Below are 16,371 nucleotides of genomic sequence, written 5' to 3' on the forward strand. Positions count from 1 at the left end.
GTGATGCCGTTGGCAGTATCAGGCCGGTCTCCGGGCTTGTGAGTGGGCCTTGGCCCTGGCCTGCGCGCCTTCCCGGATGCTGGCATCCAGTGGCCCTGCGCGGCCTTTTACTCATCCACCGTTGCGGGGGCAGCGCCGGAATCGCGCCATGCTGGCGCCCACCGGCTTCCCAGTTTCACCCTGCCCAGTCGGGGCTGGCAGGGCACCTGAAACACGCCGCGAAGGTTAGAGGGTTGCACCGGGAGCGTCAATCGAAGCGGGAGGTCTGGCGGGTGAGCAAACCACCTTGAATCCAGGCAGCCGGTATCGGCCCCGAGCTCGAGGAGGCCGCTAAACAGGCATGGATATCAAGGGTTCTGTGCCAGATGCCCTTGCGGAATCACCCGCTTGGCCTGCAGGTAGGCCTTGGCCCAGTAGCTGTTTGACAGGTAGTCCAGGCGCACGGTGCCACCGGTGGAAGGTGCATGCACGAAGCGCCCGTCCCCGACATAGATGCCGGCATGGCTGACCTGCGAGCCGCCACTGGTGGCGAAGAACACCAGGTCACCAGACTGCAGCGAACTGACATCCACCGTCGGTGCGCGCATGACAATCATCTCTCGCGTCGAGCGCGGCAGGCTGATGCCAGCAGCATCACGGTACACATACTTGATCAGGCCGCTGCAGTCGAAGCCGGAATCCGGCGTATTGCCCCCCCAACGATAGGGCGTACCAACCAGACCAATGGCGCGGATCAGCACGTCATCGGCAATCGGTGAGGGACTGGGCTGGCTATAGGTAACCTGCGGCTGTACCACAGGGGCCGGCGCAGGCGCACGGCTGGAGCATGCAGCCAGCAAGGCTGCCAAGGAGAAAAATGCGAAGCGCGCCATCTTTACCATGGCCAGAACATCCTGTCTGAGACCGCTGCGCTGCAGCCGAAAAGAGTTGAGAGTTTAGATTAGACGCTTTCTGTAAATGCGCACGGCGGCGAGCTTTTTTAAAGCATCACCGCCGCGGCAGGGTACATCATTTTGATATCAGTTGCGCGCGATGTTGGTCGGCGCCATGGCCAAGGCTCGCTTGGCTTCAATGAAGGTCTTGCTCCAGTAACGATCACCGAGGCTGTCGATGCGCACACCACCACTGCGGCGGCTGCTGGAGTGGATGAACTGGTTGTCGCCCAGGTAGATCCCGGCATGGCTTACCCGGCCACGGCCATTGGTGCTGAAGAACAGCAAGTCACCTGGCTTGAGCTTGTTGCGGGCCACTTTCGGGGCATCGACGTTGATCATTTCACGCGTGGAGCGCGGCAGCGTCATGCCCGCTTCTTCGCGGAACAGGTAACCGATGAAGCCACTGCAGTCGAAGCCGGACTTTTCCGAGGTACCACCGAAGCGGTAGCGGGTGCCGATCAACGACATGCCGCGCTCGAGAATGCTGTCAGCCAGAACCGGCAATTGGTAAGGCTTGCTGCCGGAGAAAGACGCCAGGTCATCTTCGGTGGCCAGCTCTTCCGGCTCGCCGAATACCGACGAGGAAGAGGCCTTGGCCTTGATAGCCGATTGTGCAGTGATCGGCGTGTGATCCTGGGGCTGAGATACCGGGCCTTGGGCCGCGCAGCCAAAAAGCAGGGTCACGAGTGCGAGTGGCACGAGGGGTGCGAAGCGCTTTAGCATGGGCACGACCGTGTCTGTAATCCTTTAGAAGGGTGAAACTATGCCCTCTATCATGGCCATTTGCAAATTTTATCGAAAAAGATGTGACTTTTTTGTTTTACCGCTCTGGCCCAGGGTTTTCAGGGGGTTACCAGCCGAGGGTTTCCTTGAGAAAAGGAATGGTGAGCTTGCGTTGTGCCTGCAGCGACGCCTGATCGAGGCGCTCGAGCAAGTCGAACAACGCGCTCATGCTCCGCGCGCCGCGGGTGAGGATGAAATGGCCGACTTCGTCGGTCAGGTGCAGGCCACGGCGCGAAGCTCGCAGCTGCAAGGCGCGCAGCTTGTCTTCGTCGGACAGGCCACGCATCTGGAACACCAGCGCCAGGGTCAACCGCGACTTCAGGTCCGGCAGCTTGATCGGCAGCTCACGCGGTGATGCCGAGGCAGCCAGCAGCAAGCGTCGGCCGCTGTCGCGCAGGCGGTTGAACAGGTGGAACATGGCCTCTTCCCAATCCGCCTTGCCGGCGATCACATGCAGATCGTCGATGCACACCAGTTCGTACTGGGCCAGGTAGTCGAGCAGTTCTACGCCACGGTCGAGCAATTGCGCTAGCGGCAGGTAGACAGCGGGCTCGCCACGTTGCTGGAAGCGATGGGTGGCGGCCTGCAGCAGGTGGGAACGGCCAACACCCTGCTTGCCCCACAGGTAGATAAGGCTCTCGGTCCAGCCGGCGTCGGCTTCGCATAGCCGCTCGACGTAACCCAATGCCGCAGCATTGGCGCCCGGATAGTAGTTGATGAAGGTGGCGTCATCGCGCAGGCGCACACCCAGGGGCAACTGGATCGGTGGTTTCATGCTCGCGGGCGGTCGACGGGACCGCTGGGGGCCTTTGGTGAACAATCTGCAAAGTCTATACCCGCAACGCGGGGCGCACAATCTCGACTGCAGATAGGGCAAGCAAAATCAACAAGTTGCGCTGCACAAGCGAACGACGGATGCTGGAAAAACAGTGCTCAGCACCCGCGAGAGCGGGCGCCACAGGGCGGCGCTCGATTTCGCGGGCACGAAAAGGCTCAAGACGAAACACGTGTTCAAAGCTCCGGGTCGATATTCCCGGCGTACATATCCGATTCCTTGTACAGGGCATGCACATGCCGCAGCAGCACCATGATCACCGCCGCCACCGGCAGCGCCAGCAGCACACCGGTGAAGCCGAACAGTTCACCCCCGGCGAGGATGGCAAAGATCACCGCAACCGGGTGCAGGCCGATGCGATCGCCCACCAGCAGAGGGGTCAGCACCATACCCTCCAGCGCCTGCCCGACCATGAACACCGCAACGATGCCCAGCATCGGATACAGGTCACCACCGAACTGGAACAGGCCGGCCACCAGCGCGGCACCAATGCCAATGATGAAGCCCATGTACGGCACGATGGCCGCAAGGCCTGCAAGCATGCCGATCAGCAGACCGAGTTCGAGCCCCACCAGCATCAGGCCGGCTGAATAGATGACGCCCAGGGCCAGCATCACCATCAGTTGCCCGCGCACGAATGCCCCCAGCACTTCATGGCATTCACCTGCCAGGCCCATCACTTGTGGCTCGCGCTGGCGCGGCAGCAGGCCGCGCAGCTTGCCCATCATCAAGTCCCAATCGCGCAGCAGATAGAAGCCCACTACCGGAATCAGCACCATGTTGGCCAGCCAGCCCACCAACGCCAGGCTTGAGGCGGTGGCCTGGGACAGCAGCATGCCGACGATATCGGTGGTCTGCCCCATGTGCGCGCCGATGGCGGCCTTGATCTTGTCGAATTTCCAGAAACCATCGGCCAGGCCAAGGCGGCCCTGTACCCACGGCAGCGCGACATGCTCAAGCCAGTCGAGCATCTGCGGTGCCAATTCGTACAGGCGCACCAACTGCTTGGCCAGCATCGGCACAAGCACCAGCAACAACGCCAACAGCAACAGGGTGAACAGGCCGAACACCACCACCACACCCCAGGTACGCGAAAGCCCCAGGCGCTCGAGACGATCGACCAGCGGGTCGGCCAGGTAGGCCAGCATGATGCCGACCAGGAACGGCGTAAGAATATTGTGCAGGCTATAAAGCAGCACAGCGATCAGCAGTGCAGCGCCCAGCCAGATCCAGCGACGCATGTCAGTCACGGTAAGCGCCCCTTACCAGCGAAAACGCAAGCCGTCGAACGGCTTGGGTGCTGGCTGCGCAGGCGCGGGCTGCCCGGCTGCGGCGTCCACTGCCGGTGCTGGCATGGCCGGCACCGCCGGTGCCTGCTCGACCGGCACTTCCTGCAGCTTGGCCAGGCCAAGCTGGGCACGTAGCTGTTCACGATTGCCCGTAACCCCGTAGGTCAGGGTAGTGCCTTCAGCCGCCTGCAAGCGTGGGCCATAGGGCTCCAGCACGCGGGCCAGCTCAGCATAGCGCTGCAGGTTCATGCCCTGCACTTGCACCTGCAACTGGCTGCTGGCACCCGGCCGGGTAACGTAGCGCGGCGCCAGGCGGCTGCTTACCGCCATCATCACCGCGTCAGCCAAGGCGGCCTGGTCGGCGCCCTCGGCAGTGCCCTGCTCACGCTGGTCGCCCAGCCACAGCTGCCACTTGCCCTGCCACTTGCCGTCGGCTTCCTGGGCATGTACCGCCAGCAAAGCATCGGCGCCGTAGCGCTCGGAAGCTTCGCGCAGCGGCGCCGGATCGTTGCCTTCGATCTGCTTGGCATTGGCGACCAGCTGCTCCTGCAAGTCGGCCAGCGGCAAGCGCAACGGCAGACCACGGTGCTGGGCGGCGCGGCGCAGGGGTTGGGCACTGGCCTGGCCATCACCGACCAGGCTGCTGCCCTCAACGGTATCGTTCAGCCACCACCCCAGTATCGAGGGCCGGTTACTGCCCCACAAAGCCAGGCCAGCCTTGCGCAAAGCCCGCTCGGTGCTACCTGGGTCGAACTCGACCACTACTGACTCGGGCGGGCCGGCTTCGCTGCCCACCTGGTTGATGATTTGCTGTGGGTCCTTGCGCAGCTCGGCCAATGCAGGGCTCTGCACGGCCTTTGGGTCACCGGTCAGACGCTGCACCAACGTGTCCAGGGCTTTGACTGTGGCTGCGGTACGGGCTTCGGCACCCGGCCCGGTGACCGGCTCGCGCACCTGATAAAGGCCGGAGACATTTTCAGCCAGGGCCGTGGCCGAGATCAGGGCCAGGCAACCAGCTGCCAGAATATTGAACAAACGCATGGAGGATTCCTGTCCAGTCGAGCTTCAAGCCGTAAGCTTCAAGCTGCAAGAAAAAGCAGGCCGAGCGCCAGGCTGCATCGTCGTGCAGCCGCAAGCTCGTTGCTTGCAGCTTATACACATGCAACCGCATCAACCACCCTCCCGCTTTTTTCAACAATTACCGCCCTGCCCGTCGGCCTGAGGATGGCCGCTGCCCAGCAACCCTGATAAAATCGCGCGCCTTCACAGACCACTGACGTTTCAGACCGCCGCCGCTTATCAGCCGGCCTTGGCCGTCATGGTCGTTTTTAAGAATCCCTCCCTCCTAAAGGCCTGGATCAATGAGCAAGCAACCCTCCCTGAGCTACAAGGACGCCGGTGTAGACATCGACGCCGGCGAAGCACTGGTCGAACGCATCAAGGGCGTGGCAAAACGCACCGCACGCCCTGAAGTCATGGGTGGCCTGGGCGGCTTCGGCGCCCTCTGCGAGATCCCGGCCGGCTACAAACAGCCGGTGCTGGTCTCCGGCACCGACGGCGTCGGCACCAAGCTGCGCCTGGCGCTGAACCTGAACAAGCACGACAGCATCGGCCAGGACCTGGTCGCCATGTGCGTCAACGACCTGGTCGTGTGCGGCGCCGAGCCGCTGTTCTTCCTCGACTACTACGCCACTGGCAAGCTGAACGTTGACGTGGCCGCCACCGTGGTCACCGGCATCGGCGCCGGTTGCGAACTGGCCGGCTGCTCGCTGGTCGGTGGTGAAACCGCCGAAATGCCTGGCATGTACGAAGGCGAAGACTACGACCTGGCCGGTTTCTGCGTAGGCGTGGTGGAAAAGGCCGAAATCATCGACGGCTCCAAGGTTGCCACCGGTGACGCGCTGATCGCCCTGCCATCCTCGGGCCCGCACTCCAACGGCTACTCGCTGATCCGCAAGATCCTCGAAGTGTCGGCTACCGACATCGAGAACACCCAGCTGGACGGCAAGCCGCTGACCGACCTGCTGATGGCGCCGACCCGCATCTACGTCAAACCGCTGCTGCAGCTGATCAAAAACACCGGCGCAGTCAAGGCCATGGCCCACATCACCGGCGGCGGCCTGCTGGACAACATCCCGCGCGTACTGCCGAAAAACGCCCAGGCCGTGGTTGACGTGGCCAGCTGGCAGCGCCCGGCGGTGTTCGACTTCCTGCAGGAAAAGGGCAACGTCGACGAGCACGAAATGCACCGCGTACTGAACTGCGGCGTGGGCATGGTCATCTGCGTGGCCCAGGACCAGGTCGAAGCCGCCCTGAACGAACTGCGCGCCGCCGGTGAGCAACCGTGGGTAATCGGCCACATCGCCGAAGCCGCCGAAGGCGCTGCCCAGGTCGAGCTGCAGAACCTCAAGGCACACTGATGCCGAGCAAGACCTGCAATGTAGTGGTACTGCTGTCGGGCTCCGGCAGCAACCTGCAAGCCCTGATCGACAGCTGCCAAGGGCAGGACAGCCCGGTGCGTATCCGCGCGGTGGTTTCCAACCGCGCCGATGCCTACGGCCTGCAACGCGCCGCAGCGGCCGGTATCGACAGCGTCGTGCTCGACCACACCCAGTTCGACGGCCGTGAAGCCTTCGATGCCGCGCTGATGGCGCGCATCGACGGCTTTGCCCCGGACCTGGTGGTGCTGGCCGGTTTCATGCGCATCCTCAGTGGCGACTTCGTGCGCCACTATCAGGGCCGCCTGCTCAACATCCACCCGTCGCTGCTGCCCAAGTACAAGGGCCTGCATACGCATCGCCGGGCATTGGAAGCTGGCGACGCCGAGCATGGCTGCAGCGTACACTTCGTGACTGAGGAACTCGATGGCGGCCCACTGGTCGTACAGGCTGTGGTACCGGTGGCGTCTGATGACACCGTCGAAAGCCTGGCACAGCGGGTACACCATCAGGAACACCTGATCTACCCACTGGCGGTGCGCTGGTTCGCTGAAGGGCGCTTGCGTCTCGGCGAACACGGTGCATTACTGGACGGCCAGCCACTGGCAGCCAGCGGTCACTTGATTCGATCCTAGGAGAATTTATGCGTCGCGCCCTGCTCTTGGCTCTCGCCGTGCTCGCCCTGCCCCTCCAGGCAGCTGATCTGAAGCCCTTCTCGGCCAGCTACACCGCCGACTGGAAGCAGCTGCCCATGAGCGGCACCGCCGAGCGCAGCCTGGTCAAAAATGCCAACGGTACCTGGGACCTTAACTTCAAGGCTTCCATGATGATCGCCAGCTTGACCGAGCAAAGCACCCTGCGCCTGGACAACGACACCCTGCTGCCGCAGAAGTACCACTTCGAGCGTGGCGGCCTGGGCAAGGCCAAGAAGGTCGACCTGAACTTCGACTGGAGCACCAAGAAGATCACCGGCAGCGACCGTGGCGATGCCGTCAGCCTGCCACTGAACCGCGGCGTTCTGGACAAGTCGTCCTACCAGTTGGCCCTGCAGCACGACGTAGCCGCGGGCAAGAAGAGCATGACCTACCAGGTGGTGGACGGCGACGAGATCGACACCTACGACTTCCGCGTGCTGGGCACCGAAAAGGTCACCACCAAGACCGGCCAGGTCGATGCCGTGAAGGTCGAGCGCGTGCGCGATCCAAGCCAGAGCAAGCGCATCACCGAGCTGTGGTTCGCCAAGAACTGGGACTACCTGCTGGTGCAACTGCGCCAGGTAGAGACCGATGGCAAGGAGTACGTGATCGTGCTGCAGGATGGCACGGTCGATGGCAAGCCGGTGAAGGGCAACTGATCGCACACTGCCTGCAACACCTGAAGCCCCGCCCTGTGCGGGGCTTTTCTTTGCTGCGAAGAAGCCCCCCCAGGCAGCATCCCTTCGAGCTTCATGAAACTTGTTTCATGCCTGTTTTACTTACTTAGTCTGCTAACAAACTCTATAAAGAAGACGTGCGACACACTGTCGCAGCCATCTTGAAGAAGTGGAGTTTACCGATGACTGTCCAAGTAACCGAACGCGACGAATCGAGAATGTCCCACGAAGGCCTGGCCGCTGGCGTGCGGATCTGGGATGTGTACCAGCAAGGCCAACTGGTGGGCATGTTCCATAACGAACACGAAGCACACCAATACCGCGTTGAGCTTGAAGACCTGGAAAACCAGCGCGCCACACAATGACCCTGCGCACTGCGACACCCCCCTGACTCACCTGGGCTCAGAGAGCAACCCCACAATACTGCGACATCGCCGGCGTATTGTGGGGTTGCCATGACAGGGCCTACACCGCCCCGAAACGCACCTCCACCGACAGGCTGCCCAGGTTATCGCTCAGGCCAGCCCCGTAACGCCCGTCCAGATCGTCATTGATGCACAACTGCAACTCACCTTGCTGGCCACGCGGCAATTGCACCTGGTTGCCGACCAGGAACGGCACACCGCTGTTGCCGATACGCCCGATCAACGCCCCTTCCGGTTGACCAGGCAAGGCATAGCCGGGCTTGGCGATCAACCTTGGGTTGCCCGCCGCGCCAACCATGCCGGTGGCCGGGTTCGCTGTCCACTGCCCGCCCGTGCATACCGCCAACTGCCAGCTATGCCCATTGACCTGCATGCCCGTGCCCTGCCATGCCTGGTTGGCCTGCACCTGCACGGTGCGCTTGAGCAGGTCGCTGGCCACCACGTCGGCGGCCTGGAACGTCAACGCGGTGATGGTCAAGGTCGGGTTGGCGGTGCCGGTAGTGGGGAACACGCCGTCGCCGACCAGGAACAGGTTGGGGTGGTCCCAGCTGCGCTGATCCTTGTCCACCACCGACTTGGTGCGGTCTGAGCCCATGCGGTAGGTGCCCATCAGGTGACCAGCGCCGTAGAACGCGTAGTTCTGGCCGTCGTACTCAAACACCGTTTGCGAGCCGGGCTCAAGCTTAGGGTTCAGGTCGGTCAGCTCGGTAGCGCCCATCAGTTCGGTGATGATGTGCGTGGCGGCCAGGCGCGCCTGCTTGAAACCCTCCTTGGTGTAGTCGGACAGTTCGTAGGTGATCTGCGGCCGAGGCAGGCCCAAGCCGTCGGCGAACTCCGTACTCCTCTCCACCCGGCACAGCGCATTATCGGGGTCTTTCTCCACCTGCTCGACCAAGAAGCCCAGACGGAACTGGCGGGTCAGCACGCTGTTGAGCTGCTGCACCAGCGCCTGGCCGGACAACGCCAGCTTGCTGGGGTTAGCGCCGCCGTGGTTGGTGCCGTCGATGAAATCGCAGACCGAGGTGTAGGGGTCGTTCACCGACCAGTTCCAGCCCTCGTTGCCGATTTCGATACGCCAGGCGGCACGCTGGCTGCGGAACGGGCCATCGCGCATGTCCTCAATCCCCGAGGTGGACAACGGCCCACGGAACGGGAACAGCGGCTTGCCTTCGGGCATCAGGCCCCAGGCCAGGTACACCGGGTGGTCAGCCAATGCCTGGCCGACCTGGCCGCTGCTGTTGGCGACCCCTTTAGGGCTGTTCGGGCCGATGGAGTTGAGCAGCAACTTCGGCGTTTCGATCGCGTGGGCGGCGATTACGTAGCGTTTGCCCTGGGCCGTGCCGTTCTGGCGCGTACCATTGTTCTGGTACTGGATGAAATCGATGCCCGTGACCCCATTGGCATCGACCTGCACCTGGCTCGCCACGGTCTGGTAAAGGATGCGCACGTTGCCGGTATCCAGTGCCTTGGCCATGGTCACGGTGGCGTCGTACTTGGCCTGGATCGGGCAGATCGGCGTGCAGCTGGTATTGCCAGCGCACACCCGACGGCCGTTATCATTCTGCGAGTTGCGCCCGGCCGGGGTCTGCCGGACGTTGAGGGTGACACCTGGGTACGGCTTGCCGTCGGGCCCCTTCTCCGGGCTCTGGTACACGGTGCCCGTGACGTGCTTGCCCAGGCCCTGGTCGACCAGCGACGGCGGGATGCCATGCATGCTGTATTTGTAGCCCTGCGGGAAGGTCACGCCCAGGTAAGTCTGCGAGGCGACATCGGCGGACACGCCCATCTCTTCCTCGGCGCGGCAGTAGGCAGTCTGCAGGTCGTCGTAACTGAGCGGCCAGTCGACCCCGACGTTGTACGCAGTGCGCATGCGAAAGTCGTTGGGCAACAGGCGCAGGGCCGTGCCCATCCAGTGCCACATGGTGCCGCCGCCTACCCGCTCGTAGGTGCTGGCGAACAGGTGAGGCCCCTTCTGCACCAGGTAGCTTTTCTGCGCCTTGTTCGGGTCTTGGCTACCCGCGGTGATCAGGTCCTGGATGGTCGCCCGTGGCGCGAACTGTGTGGCCGGGGTCTGCTCGCTCTGCTCAGGTGGGTACGGCGACTCGGGCGCTTTGAGCACCGCGGTGTAGAAGCGCTCCAGGTACTCGCTGCGATTGGGCGGAATGGCCGGGCCCGATTCGAGCACCAGCACTTTCAACCCGGCCAGGCCCAACTGGTAGGCCATGACACTGCCGGCCATGCCGGCGCCCACCACGATCACATCGGCAGTTTCAATGTTCTGGGTTTGTACATTGCTCATGGCTGCTGCCCTTCCTTGGCGTCGACACCGGTGAATTGCTTGAGGGTCGGTGGCTGCTCACCCCAGTACCCGAAGTGGAACTGGCTGTAGCCCATGGGGTGGGATTGGGCGATCTTCCACGCCCAGCTCTCCTTGTAGGCCTGGTCGGAGACCACACGCGTGTCACCCGTGCGGGCGTTGCCCAGGTCGTAGGGTTGGTACCAACTGCCGAGCAGCCACAGCTTCATGATCGAGCGGGCGCCCTGGGCGATTTGCGGGTTCGCGTTATCAAGCACGGCGCTGGCGATTTGCGCGGGCGGCTGGCTCTGGATGCTGGCGTACAGCTCCAGCAGGCTGCTGAACGCCTCGAGGCCCATGCCTTGCTGGGCGGTGGCGAAGAACACCGGCGGCAGGTTGATCGGGTCGACGGAAGGCGCCAGCAGCTTGGCCGACAGGCCAGTGAGCACGGCGGACAAGCCGATGAAGTTTTGCAGGTTCTGGTCGCTCATGGCATCACTCCTTGGCGCCGGTGGATTGGGCACGTTCAAGCAGGAAAGTGAAATCGGCGAAGCTGGTGCGCGGTGACTGGGTCACGCGGGTGGTCGCGTTGTTGTGGCACTCCATGCAGCTGGACGAGGCCTGCGGGGTGGTGCCCTGGTTGTAGGTCTCCAGGGTGGCGTTGGCCAGGAAGTTCGGCGCAGGCGTACCTAGCGGGTTGGTCGGCGACGGCACCTGGCAGTCATCGGCCGGGTCGGTGGGCCACTGGGTGCTGATCAGGTGGTAGTTGGCCCACACCGTGCCCTTGAGCGCGCCTTGCCACTGCGCGTTGAGCTGTTGGGTGGCGGCGGTGACGGGAATTTCACGTACGATCTGCGAGGGGATGGCCTTCTTCGACGGGTCCCACGGTTGCGCGGGCGGCTCGTTCACCGGGCGGTTGCTGGCCTGGGCGTCGTAGAACAGGTAGGGCCCTTTGCGCTCGTTCATTGGCGTGGTCTTTTCCGGCACGTTGCGCACGTGCTCGAACGTCGACCATACCCACTGCGGTGCGCCCTCGGTCTTGTGCACGATGTGCAGGCCTACCAGCCCGACCTTCTGCGCATTGCACGATTCGGGGATCACCGCCCCCTTGTTCGGGTCGGCGTTGCCGGGGGTGTAGACCAGCGCGTCGACGGCGTGGAACTCCTGCGGGTTGTCGCTGCCATCGAGCACTTTCCAGGCCGACTTGACCATGATCGCGCCGACCTGCTGGGCCTTTTGCGAACCGCAGGCGAAGGCGATGCGGTTGTCGGCCTTGCTCAGGAACGCTTGCTGGCCTTCCTTGCTGTACAGGCCATTGTTGACGATGTCATCGAACATTGGCTGGTTGACCATGATCGCGTTGCGCGTGTAGGTGCCGCTTTGGTCGACCAGCGGGCCGGTCTTGAACGGCTGGATGAACTCATCGAGTACCCCGGCGACCTTGCCCATCTGTTGCAGCACCGGCAAGTCACCCTTGCCTTGGCAGGCCGCGGGCACGGGCGCCTGCTGGTCCCAGGCGACGGGTTTCTGACCCTTGGGCAGAAAAATCTCGTAGCTTTCTTTCCACGATTCCCAAACCGTCTTGCCGGGCGCGCCGATCTTCGCCGAGGTGTTGGCACTGCCGTCGGCATTGGCGGGCCAGTTCAGGGCGACGAAGGTTTGCCACGACAGCACGTCGAAATCGTGTTGCAGGGTGTCCAGGGTGAAGGGGGGATTGGCGGTGACATCGAAGGGAATCGCAGGTGACAGCACCGGCGGGCTGGCCGCATCGGCCATGGCGAACGCACTGGTGAAGCTCGCACCCAGGCACGCCAACCGTTTCAGGGTTATTTTCATTGTCGTCTCCTCAGCAGATAAAGCGTCGGGACGACGAGGCGTACTGGCCCTTCCTGGACCGAATGTTCAGCGCTATCCCTGACGCTAAGCTGGAGGCTAGCCGTTGTGCCGGAACCCTAAGAAATGTCCGACGAACGGAGGGAACCAAGACGATAGTACAAGTGACTAATCGCGCCGGTTCGGTGAGCGGCGAACCCTTTCGGGTCAGAAGGCCAGCGCCCTCTTGAGAACGCGCGTGTCACGATGGCCGAGGGAGCGACCGTGTGCAGCGAAAGGGCCGCAGAGCGGCCCTGCGATCTTGAATGAACCGCATTAACGCCAAGGCGAGGTTTTCGTGCTTACCACATCAGATCATCAGGGATCTTGTAAGCCGCGTACGGGTCGTCTTCGTCCGTTTCCTCGACATGGCTGTTGAGCAGCAGAATACGGCCAGGGTCGCGCTCCTGGATCTTCAAGGCGGCCTCACGGGGGATAACCTCGTAACCACCGGCATGGGCTACCACGGCCAGCGCGCCGTTGCTCAGCTTGGTGCGCATCAGGGCGTTGACGGCAATGCGCTTGACCTTCTTGTCGTCGACGAAGTTGTAGTAATCCTCGGTGCTCAGTTTGGGCAGGCGAGTGGCCTCGATCAGTTGCTTGACCTGCGCGGCACGGGCCTTCTGCTCGGCCTTTTCCTGCTGCTGGCGGTTCAGTTCCTGGTCACGCCGGGCTTTTTCAGCCATGGCTTCCTTGGCCATGCGCTGCTGGCTGTCGTCGACTTCGACCTGGCCTTTGTGCTCCATGCGCTTCTGTTTCTTTTCAGCTTTGTTGGTCTGCGAGACCTGTTTCTGGTTGACCAGACCGGCTTTGAGCAATTGGTCGCGAAGGGAAAGGCTCATGAATATTCACTCACTTATGCAACAGCTCAGCCGCAGCTGGGCAGGTTCTTTTCCTGACGTTTGGCTTCCCCCCAAAGGGCATCCAGCTCGTCAAGGTCACAATCTTCAATGGGGCGGCCACTGTCGCGCAATGCCTGTTCGATAAAACGGAAACGTCGTTCGAACTTGCGATTGGCGCGGCGTAGCGCATGCTCTGGGTCTTGCTTGAGGTGGCGGGCCAGGTTGACCGCAGCAAACAGCAAGTCGCCGACTTCATCTTCCAGCGCATCGGCGTCGCCGTCGGCCATGGCCTGCAGCACTTCATCCAGCTCTTCGCGGACCTTGTCCAGCACCGGCAACGCCGCCGGCCAGTCGAAACCGACCGTGGCCGCACGTTTTTGCAGTTTGGCTGCCCGCGACAGCGCCGGCAAGGTTGCCGGCACGTCATCAAGCAGCGACAGCTGTTCGGGCTGGCTCTTCTCCGCGCGCTCTTCGGCCTTGATTTCTTCCCAGCGCGACTTGACCTGGGCTTCGCTCAGGCTGGGCGTGTCCACCGGCGCGTACAGCTCGCCAGTCGGAAAAACGTGCGGGTGGCGGCGGATGAGCTTGCGGGTGATGCTGTCGACCACACCATCGAACTCGAAACGCCCTTCTTCGCGGGCCAGCTGGCTGTAGTAGACCACCTGGAACAGCAAATCGCCCAGCTCGCCTTGCAAGTGCTCGAAATCGCCGCGCTCAATGGTGTCAGCGACCTCGTAGGCCTCTTCGATAGTGTGTGGGACGATGCTGGCGTAGTTCTGCTTCAGGTCCCACGGGCAGCCGTACTGCGGGTCGCGCAGGCGGGCCATGAGATGCAGCAGGTCGTCAAGGGTGTAGGTCATTCAATCAGGTCCTTTCAGTGGCGCCTTCTTCGCGGGTAAACCCGCTCCCACAGGATGGGTGCAGCTTTCGAAATCTGCACCTTACCTGTAGGGAGCGGGTTTACCCGCGAAGCAGACGCCCCGGTCTCAAGGGGTACGATTACGCCGCGTCTCGATGATGTTCGGCAACTGCGAGATCCGCCCCAGCAGGCGCCCCAGCGCGTCCAGGCCTGGAATCTCGATGGTCAGCGACATCAGCGCGGTGTTGTCTTCCTTGTTCGAACGGGTATTCACCGCCAGCACGTTGATCTTCTCGTTCAGCAGCACCTGCGACACATCGCGCAGCAGGCCCGGGCGGTCGTAGGCACGGATGACGATGTCGACCGGGTAGGTCTGCACCGGGATCGGCCCCCAGCTCACCTGAATCATGCGCTCTGGCTCCTTGCCCGCCAGCTGCAGTACCGAGGCGCAGTCCTGGCGATGAATGCTCACGCCACGGCCCTGGGTGATGTAACCGACAATGGCATCGCCCGGTAGCGGCTGGCAGCAGCCGGCCATCTGTGTCAGCAGGTTGCCGACACCCTGGATCTGAATGTCGCCACGCTTGCCGGTACGCGGCCCGGTAGGCTTGCGCGGCACCAGCTCGATCTGCTCGATACGCTCAGGCTCCAGCAACTGCTGGGCAGCGTTGACCAGATGAGCCAGGCGCAGGTCGCCAGCACCGAGCGAGGCAAACATGTCCTCGGCGGTCTTGACGTTGGTCTTCTCGGCCAGGCGCTCGAAATCAACCTGCGGCAGGCCCAGACGACTGAGCTCGCGCTCAAGCAAGGTCTTGCCGGCAGCAACGTTCTGGTCGCGGGCCTGCAATTTGAACCAGTGGACGATCTTGGCCCGCGCCCGCGAGGTGGTCACGTAGCCCAGGTTGGAGTTCAACCAGTCACGGCTAGGGTTGCCGTGCTTGCTGGTGATGATCTCCACCTGCTCGCCAGTCTGCAGGCTGTAGTTCAGCGGCACGATACGGCCGTTGATCTTCGCGCCGCGGCAGTTGTGGCCGATCTCGGTGTGCACGCGGTAGGCAAAGTCCAATGGCGTGGCGCCTTTGGGCAGGTCGATGGCGTGGCCGTCGGGGGTGAACACATAAACCCGGTCAGGCTCGATGTCGACCCGCAACTGCTCGGCCAGGCCACCGATGTCGCCCAGCTCTTCGTGCCATTCCAGCACCTGGCGCAACCAGGAAATCTTTTCTTCGTAGTGGTTGGAGCTAGGCTTGACGTCGGTGCCCTTGTAGCGCCAGTGGGCGCATACCCCAAGTTCGGCCTCTTCGTGCATGCCGTGGGTGCGGATCTGCACCTCCAGCACCTTGCCCTCGGGGCCGATTACCGCAGTGTGCAACGAGCGGTAGCCGTTCTCCTTGGGGTTGGCGATGTAGTCGTCGAACTCCTTGGGAATATGCCGCCACAAGGTGTGCACGATGCCCAGCGCGGTGTAGCAGTCGCGGATTTCCGGCACCAGCACGCGCACCGCACGCACGTCGTAGATCTGGCTGAACTCCAGGCCTTTGCGCTGCATCTTGCGCCAGATCGAATAGATATGTTTCGCCCGGCCGCTGATGTCGGCATTTACGCCAGTGGCGAGCAACTCGTTCTGCAACTGGTTCATCACGTCGCTGATGAAGCGCTCGCGGTCCAGCCGACGCTCATGCAACAGCTTGGCGATCTGCTTGTACTGGTCGGGCTCCAGGTAGCGGAAGGACAGGTCTTCCAGCTCCCACTTGATGTGACCGATACCCAGGCGGTGCGCGAGCGGCGCGTAGATGTCGAACACTTCACGCGCGACACGCAGGCGTTTCTCGTCATCGGCGGACTTGACCGCCCGGATTGCGCACGTGCGTTCGGCCAGCTTGATCAGCGCCACGCGTACGTCGTCGACCATGGCCACCAGCATCTTGCGCAGGTTCTCGACCTGCGCCTGCGAGCCCAGCACCAGCGACTGTCGTGGGCTGAGGCTGGCACTGATGGCGGCCATGCGCAGCACACCGTCGATCAGCTTGGACACCACCGGGCCAAAACGCTGGCTGACCTCGGCGAGGGTGACCTTGCCCTCGCGCACCGAGCGGTAGATGACCGCAGCCACCAGAGAGTCCTGGTCGAGCTTGAGGTCAGCAAGAATTTCGGCGATTTCCAGGCCTGCCTGGAAGCTGGACGTACCATCCGCCCAGGAATGCTTGGCCGGGTTGCCCTTTTTCTCTACCTCAAGAGCAAACTCGCAGGCTTCTTTCAGCGCTGCGCGATCCAGTGCCGAATCGACGCTTACCACATGGTCCAACCATGCTTCGAGATTGATACTGCCGTCGGTGTTGACCGGCTGGTGCACTCTCACCTGTACCATCTTTGTTTTACCTTTCCATGCAGCACACCATACGGGTGTGCTGGCGATCACCGTGCG

At 62.7% G+C, this 16,371-nt stretch carries 15 protein-coding genes and 1 riboswitch; of the genes, 4 read left to right on the forward strand and 11 right to left on the reverse strand.

Translation table 11 applies throughout. From position 1 onward, the window contains the following. Positions 1-4: 4 nt before the first annotated feature. Positions 5-225, reverse strand: a riboswitch (cobalamin riboswitch). Positions 226-347: 122 nt separating this feature from the next. The 5 genes from ACZ889_RS25915 to ACZ889_RS25935 all read right to left on the reverse strand — a co-directional run bounded on the left by ACZ889_RS25915 (position 348) and on the right by ACZ889_RS25935 (position 4,883). Continuing rightward, positions 348-881: a C40 family peptidase gene (locus ACZ889_RS25915; RefSeq protein WP_003252446.1), complete on the reverse strand. Its 534-nt coding sequence runs from the start codon at positions 879-881 to the stop codon at positions 348-350. A gap of 138 nt (positions 882-1,019) precedes the next feature. Next, complete coding sequence (locus tag ACZ889_RS25920) at positions 1,020-1,658, reverse strand: C40 family peptidase (protein WP_180689383.1); 639 nt, start codon at positions 1,656-1,658, stop codon at positions 1,020-1,022. 127 nt (positions 1,659-1,785) lie between these two features. Further along, complete coding sequence (gene hda / locus ACZ889_RS25925) at positions 1,786-2,493, reverse strand: DnaA regulatory inactivator Hda (protein ID WP_003252443.1); 708 nt, start codon at positions 2,491-2,493, stop codon at positions 1,786-1,788. 236 nt (positions 2,494-2,729) lie between these two features. Next, on the reverse strand, positions 2,730-3,803 hold the full coding sequence (locus tag ACZ889_RS25930) for an AI-2E family transporter (RefSeq protein ID WP_003252442.1): 1,074 nt from the start codon (positions 3,801-3,803) through the stop codon (positions 2,730-2,732). A 12-nt stretch (positions 3,804-3,815) separates the two neighbouring features. Further along, positions 3,816-4,883, reverse strand: coding sequence for a DUF2066 domain-containing protein (locus ACZ889_RS25935; RefSeq protein WP_454238526.1), 1,068 nt, complete (start codon positions 4,881-4,883; stop codon positions 3,816-3,818). A 320-nt stretch (positions 4,884-5,203) separates the two neighbouring features. Here ACZ889_RS25935 and purM point away from each other — a divergent pair, with 320 nt between their 5' ends. The 4 genes from purM to ACZ889_RS25955 all read left to right on the forward strand — a co-directional run bounded on the left by purM (position 5,204) and on the right by ACZ889_RS25955 (position 8,017). Continuing rightward, on the forward strand, positions 5,204-6,262 hold the full coding sequence (gene purM, locus ACZ889_RS25940; RefSeq protein WP_003252437.1) for a phosphoribosylformylglycinamidine cyclo-ligase: 1,059 nt from the start codon (positions 5,204-5,206) through the stop codon (positions 6,260-6,262). Then, on the forward strand, positions 6,262-6,915 hold the full coding sequence (gene purN, locus ACZ889_RS25945) for a phosphoribosylglycinamide formyltransferase (RefSeq protein WP_003252434.1): 654 nt from the start codon (positions 6,262-6,264) through the stop codon (positions 6,913-6,915). The genes purM and purN overlap by 1 nt, the downstream gene beginning before the upstream one ends. Positions 6,916-6,923: 8 nt before the next feature. Further along, positions 6,924-7,634, forward strand: a complete 711-nt coding sequence (locus tag ACZ889_RS25950; RefSeq protein ID WP_014754254.1) for a DUF3108 domain-containing protein — start codon at positions 6,924-6,926, stop codon at positions 7,632-7,634. 200 nt (positions 7,635-7,834) lie between these two features. After that, entirely contained in the window at positions 7,835-8,017 is a 183-nt protein-coding gene (locus ACZ889_RS25955) for a hypothetical protein (protein ID WP_003252431.1), read from the forward strand. 100 nt (positions 8,018-8,117) lie between these two features. On the opposite strand, the gene ACZ889_RS25960 is transcribed toward ACZ889_RS25955, so the two are convergent. The 6 genes from ACZ889_RS25960 to relA all read right to left on the reverse strand — a co-directional run bounded on the left by ACZ889_RS25960 (position 8,118) and on the right by relA (position 16,314). Continuing rightward, on the reverse strand, positions 8,118-10,376 hold the full coding sequence (locus ACZ889_RS25960) for a GMC oxidoreductase (protein ID WP_476257956.1): 2,259 nt from the start codon (positions 10,374-10,376) through the stop codon (positions 8,118-8,120). Further along, positions 10,373-10,864, reverse strand: coding sequence for a sorbitol dehydrogenase (locus ACZ889_RS25965; RefSeq protein WP_104962419.1), 492 nt, complete (start codon positions 10,862-10,864; stop codon positions 10,373-10,375). Before ACZ889_RS25965 ends, ACZ889_RS25960 begins: the two co-directional genes overlap by 4 nt. Positions 10,865-10,868: 4 nt before the next feature. Further along, positions 10,869-12,209, reverse strand: coding sequence for a cytochrome C (locus tag ACZ889_RS25970; RefSeq protein WP_180689381.1), 1,341 nt, complete (start codon positions 12,207-12,209; stop codon positions 10,869-10,871). Between the two features lie 338 nt (positions 12,210-12,547). Next, positions 12,548-13,087 carry a DUF2058 domain-containing protein gene (locus ACZ889_RS25975; RefSeq protein WP_003252424.1) on the reverse strand — a complete coding sequence of 180 codons (540 nt, stop codon included), beginning with the start codon at positions 13,085-13,087 and terminating at the stop codon, positions 12,548-12,550. A gap of 26 nt (positions 13,088-13,113) precedes the next feature. Continuing rightward, positions 13,114-13,947, reverse strand: coding sequence for a nucleoside triphosphate pyrophosphohydrolase (gene mazG, locus ACZ889_RS25980; RefSeq protein WP_003252422.1), 834 nt, complete (start codon positions 13,945-13,947; stop codon positions 13,114-13,116). A 126-nt stretch (positions 13,948-14,073) separates the two neighbouring features. Then, positions 14,074-16,314, reverse strand: a complete 2,241-nt coding sequence (relA, locus tag ACZ889_RS25985) for a GTP diphosphokinase (RefSeq protein ID WP_003252420.1) — start codon at positions 16,312-16,314, stop codon at positions 14,074-14,076. Positions 16,315-16,371 lie beyond the last annotated feature (57 nt).

It is taken from the genome of Pseudomonas sp. TE3895, from assembly GCF_056278855.1.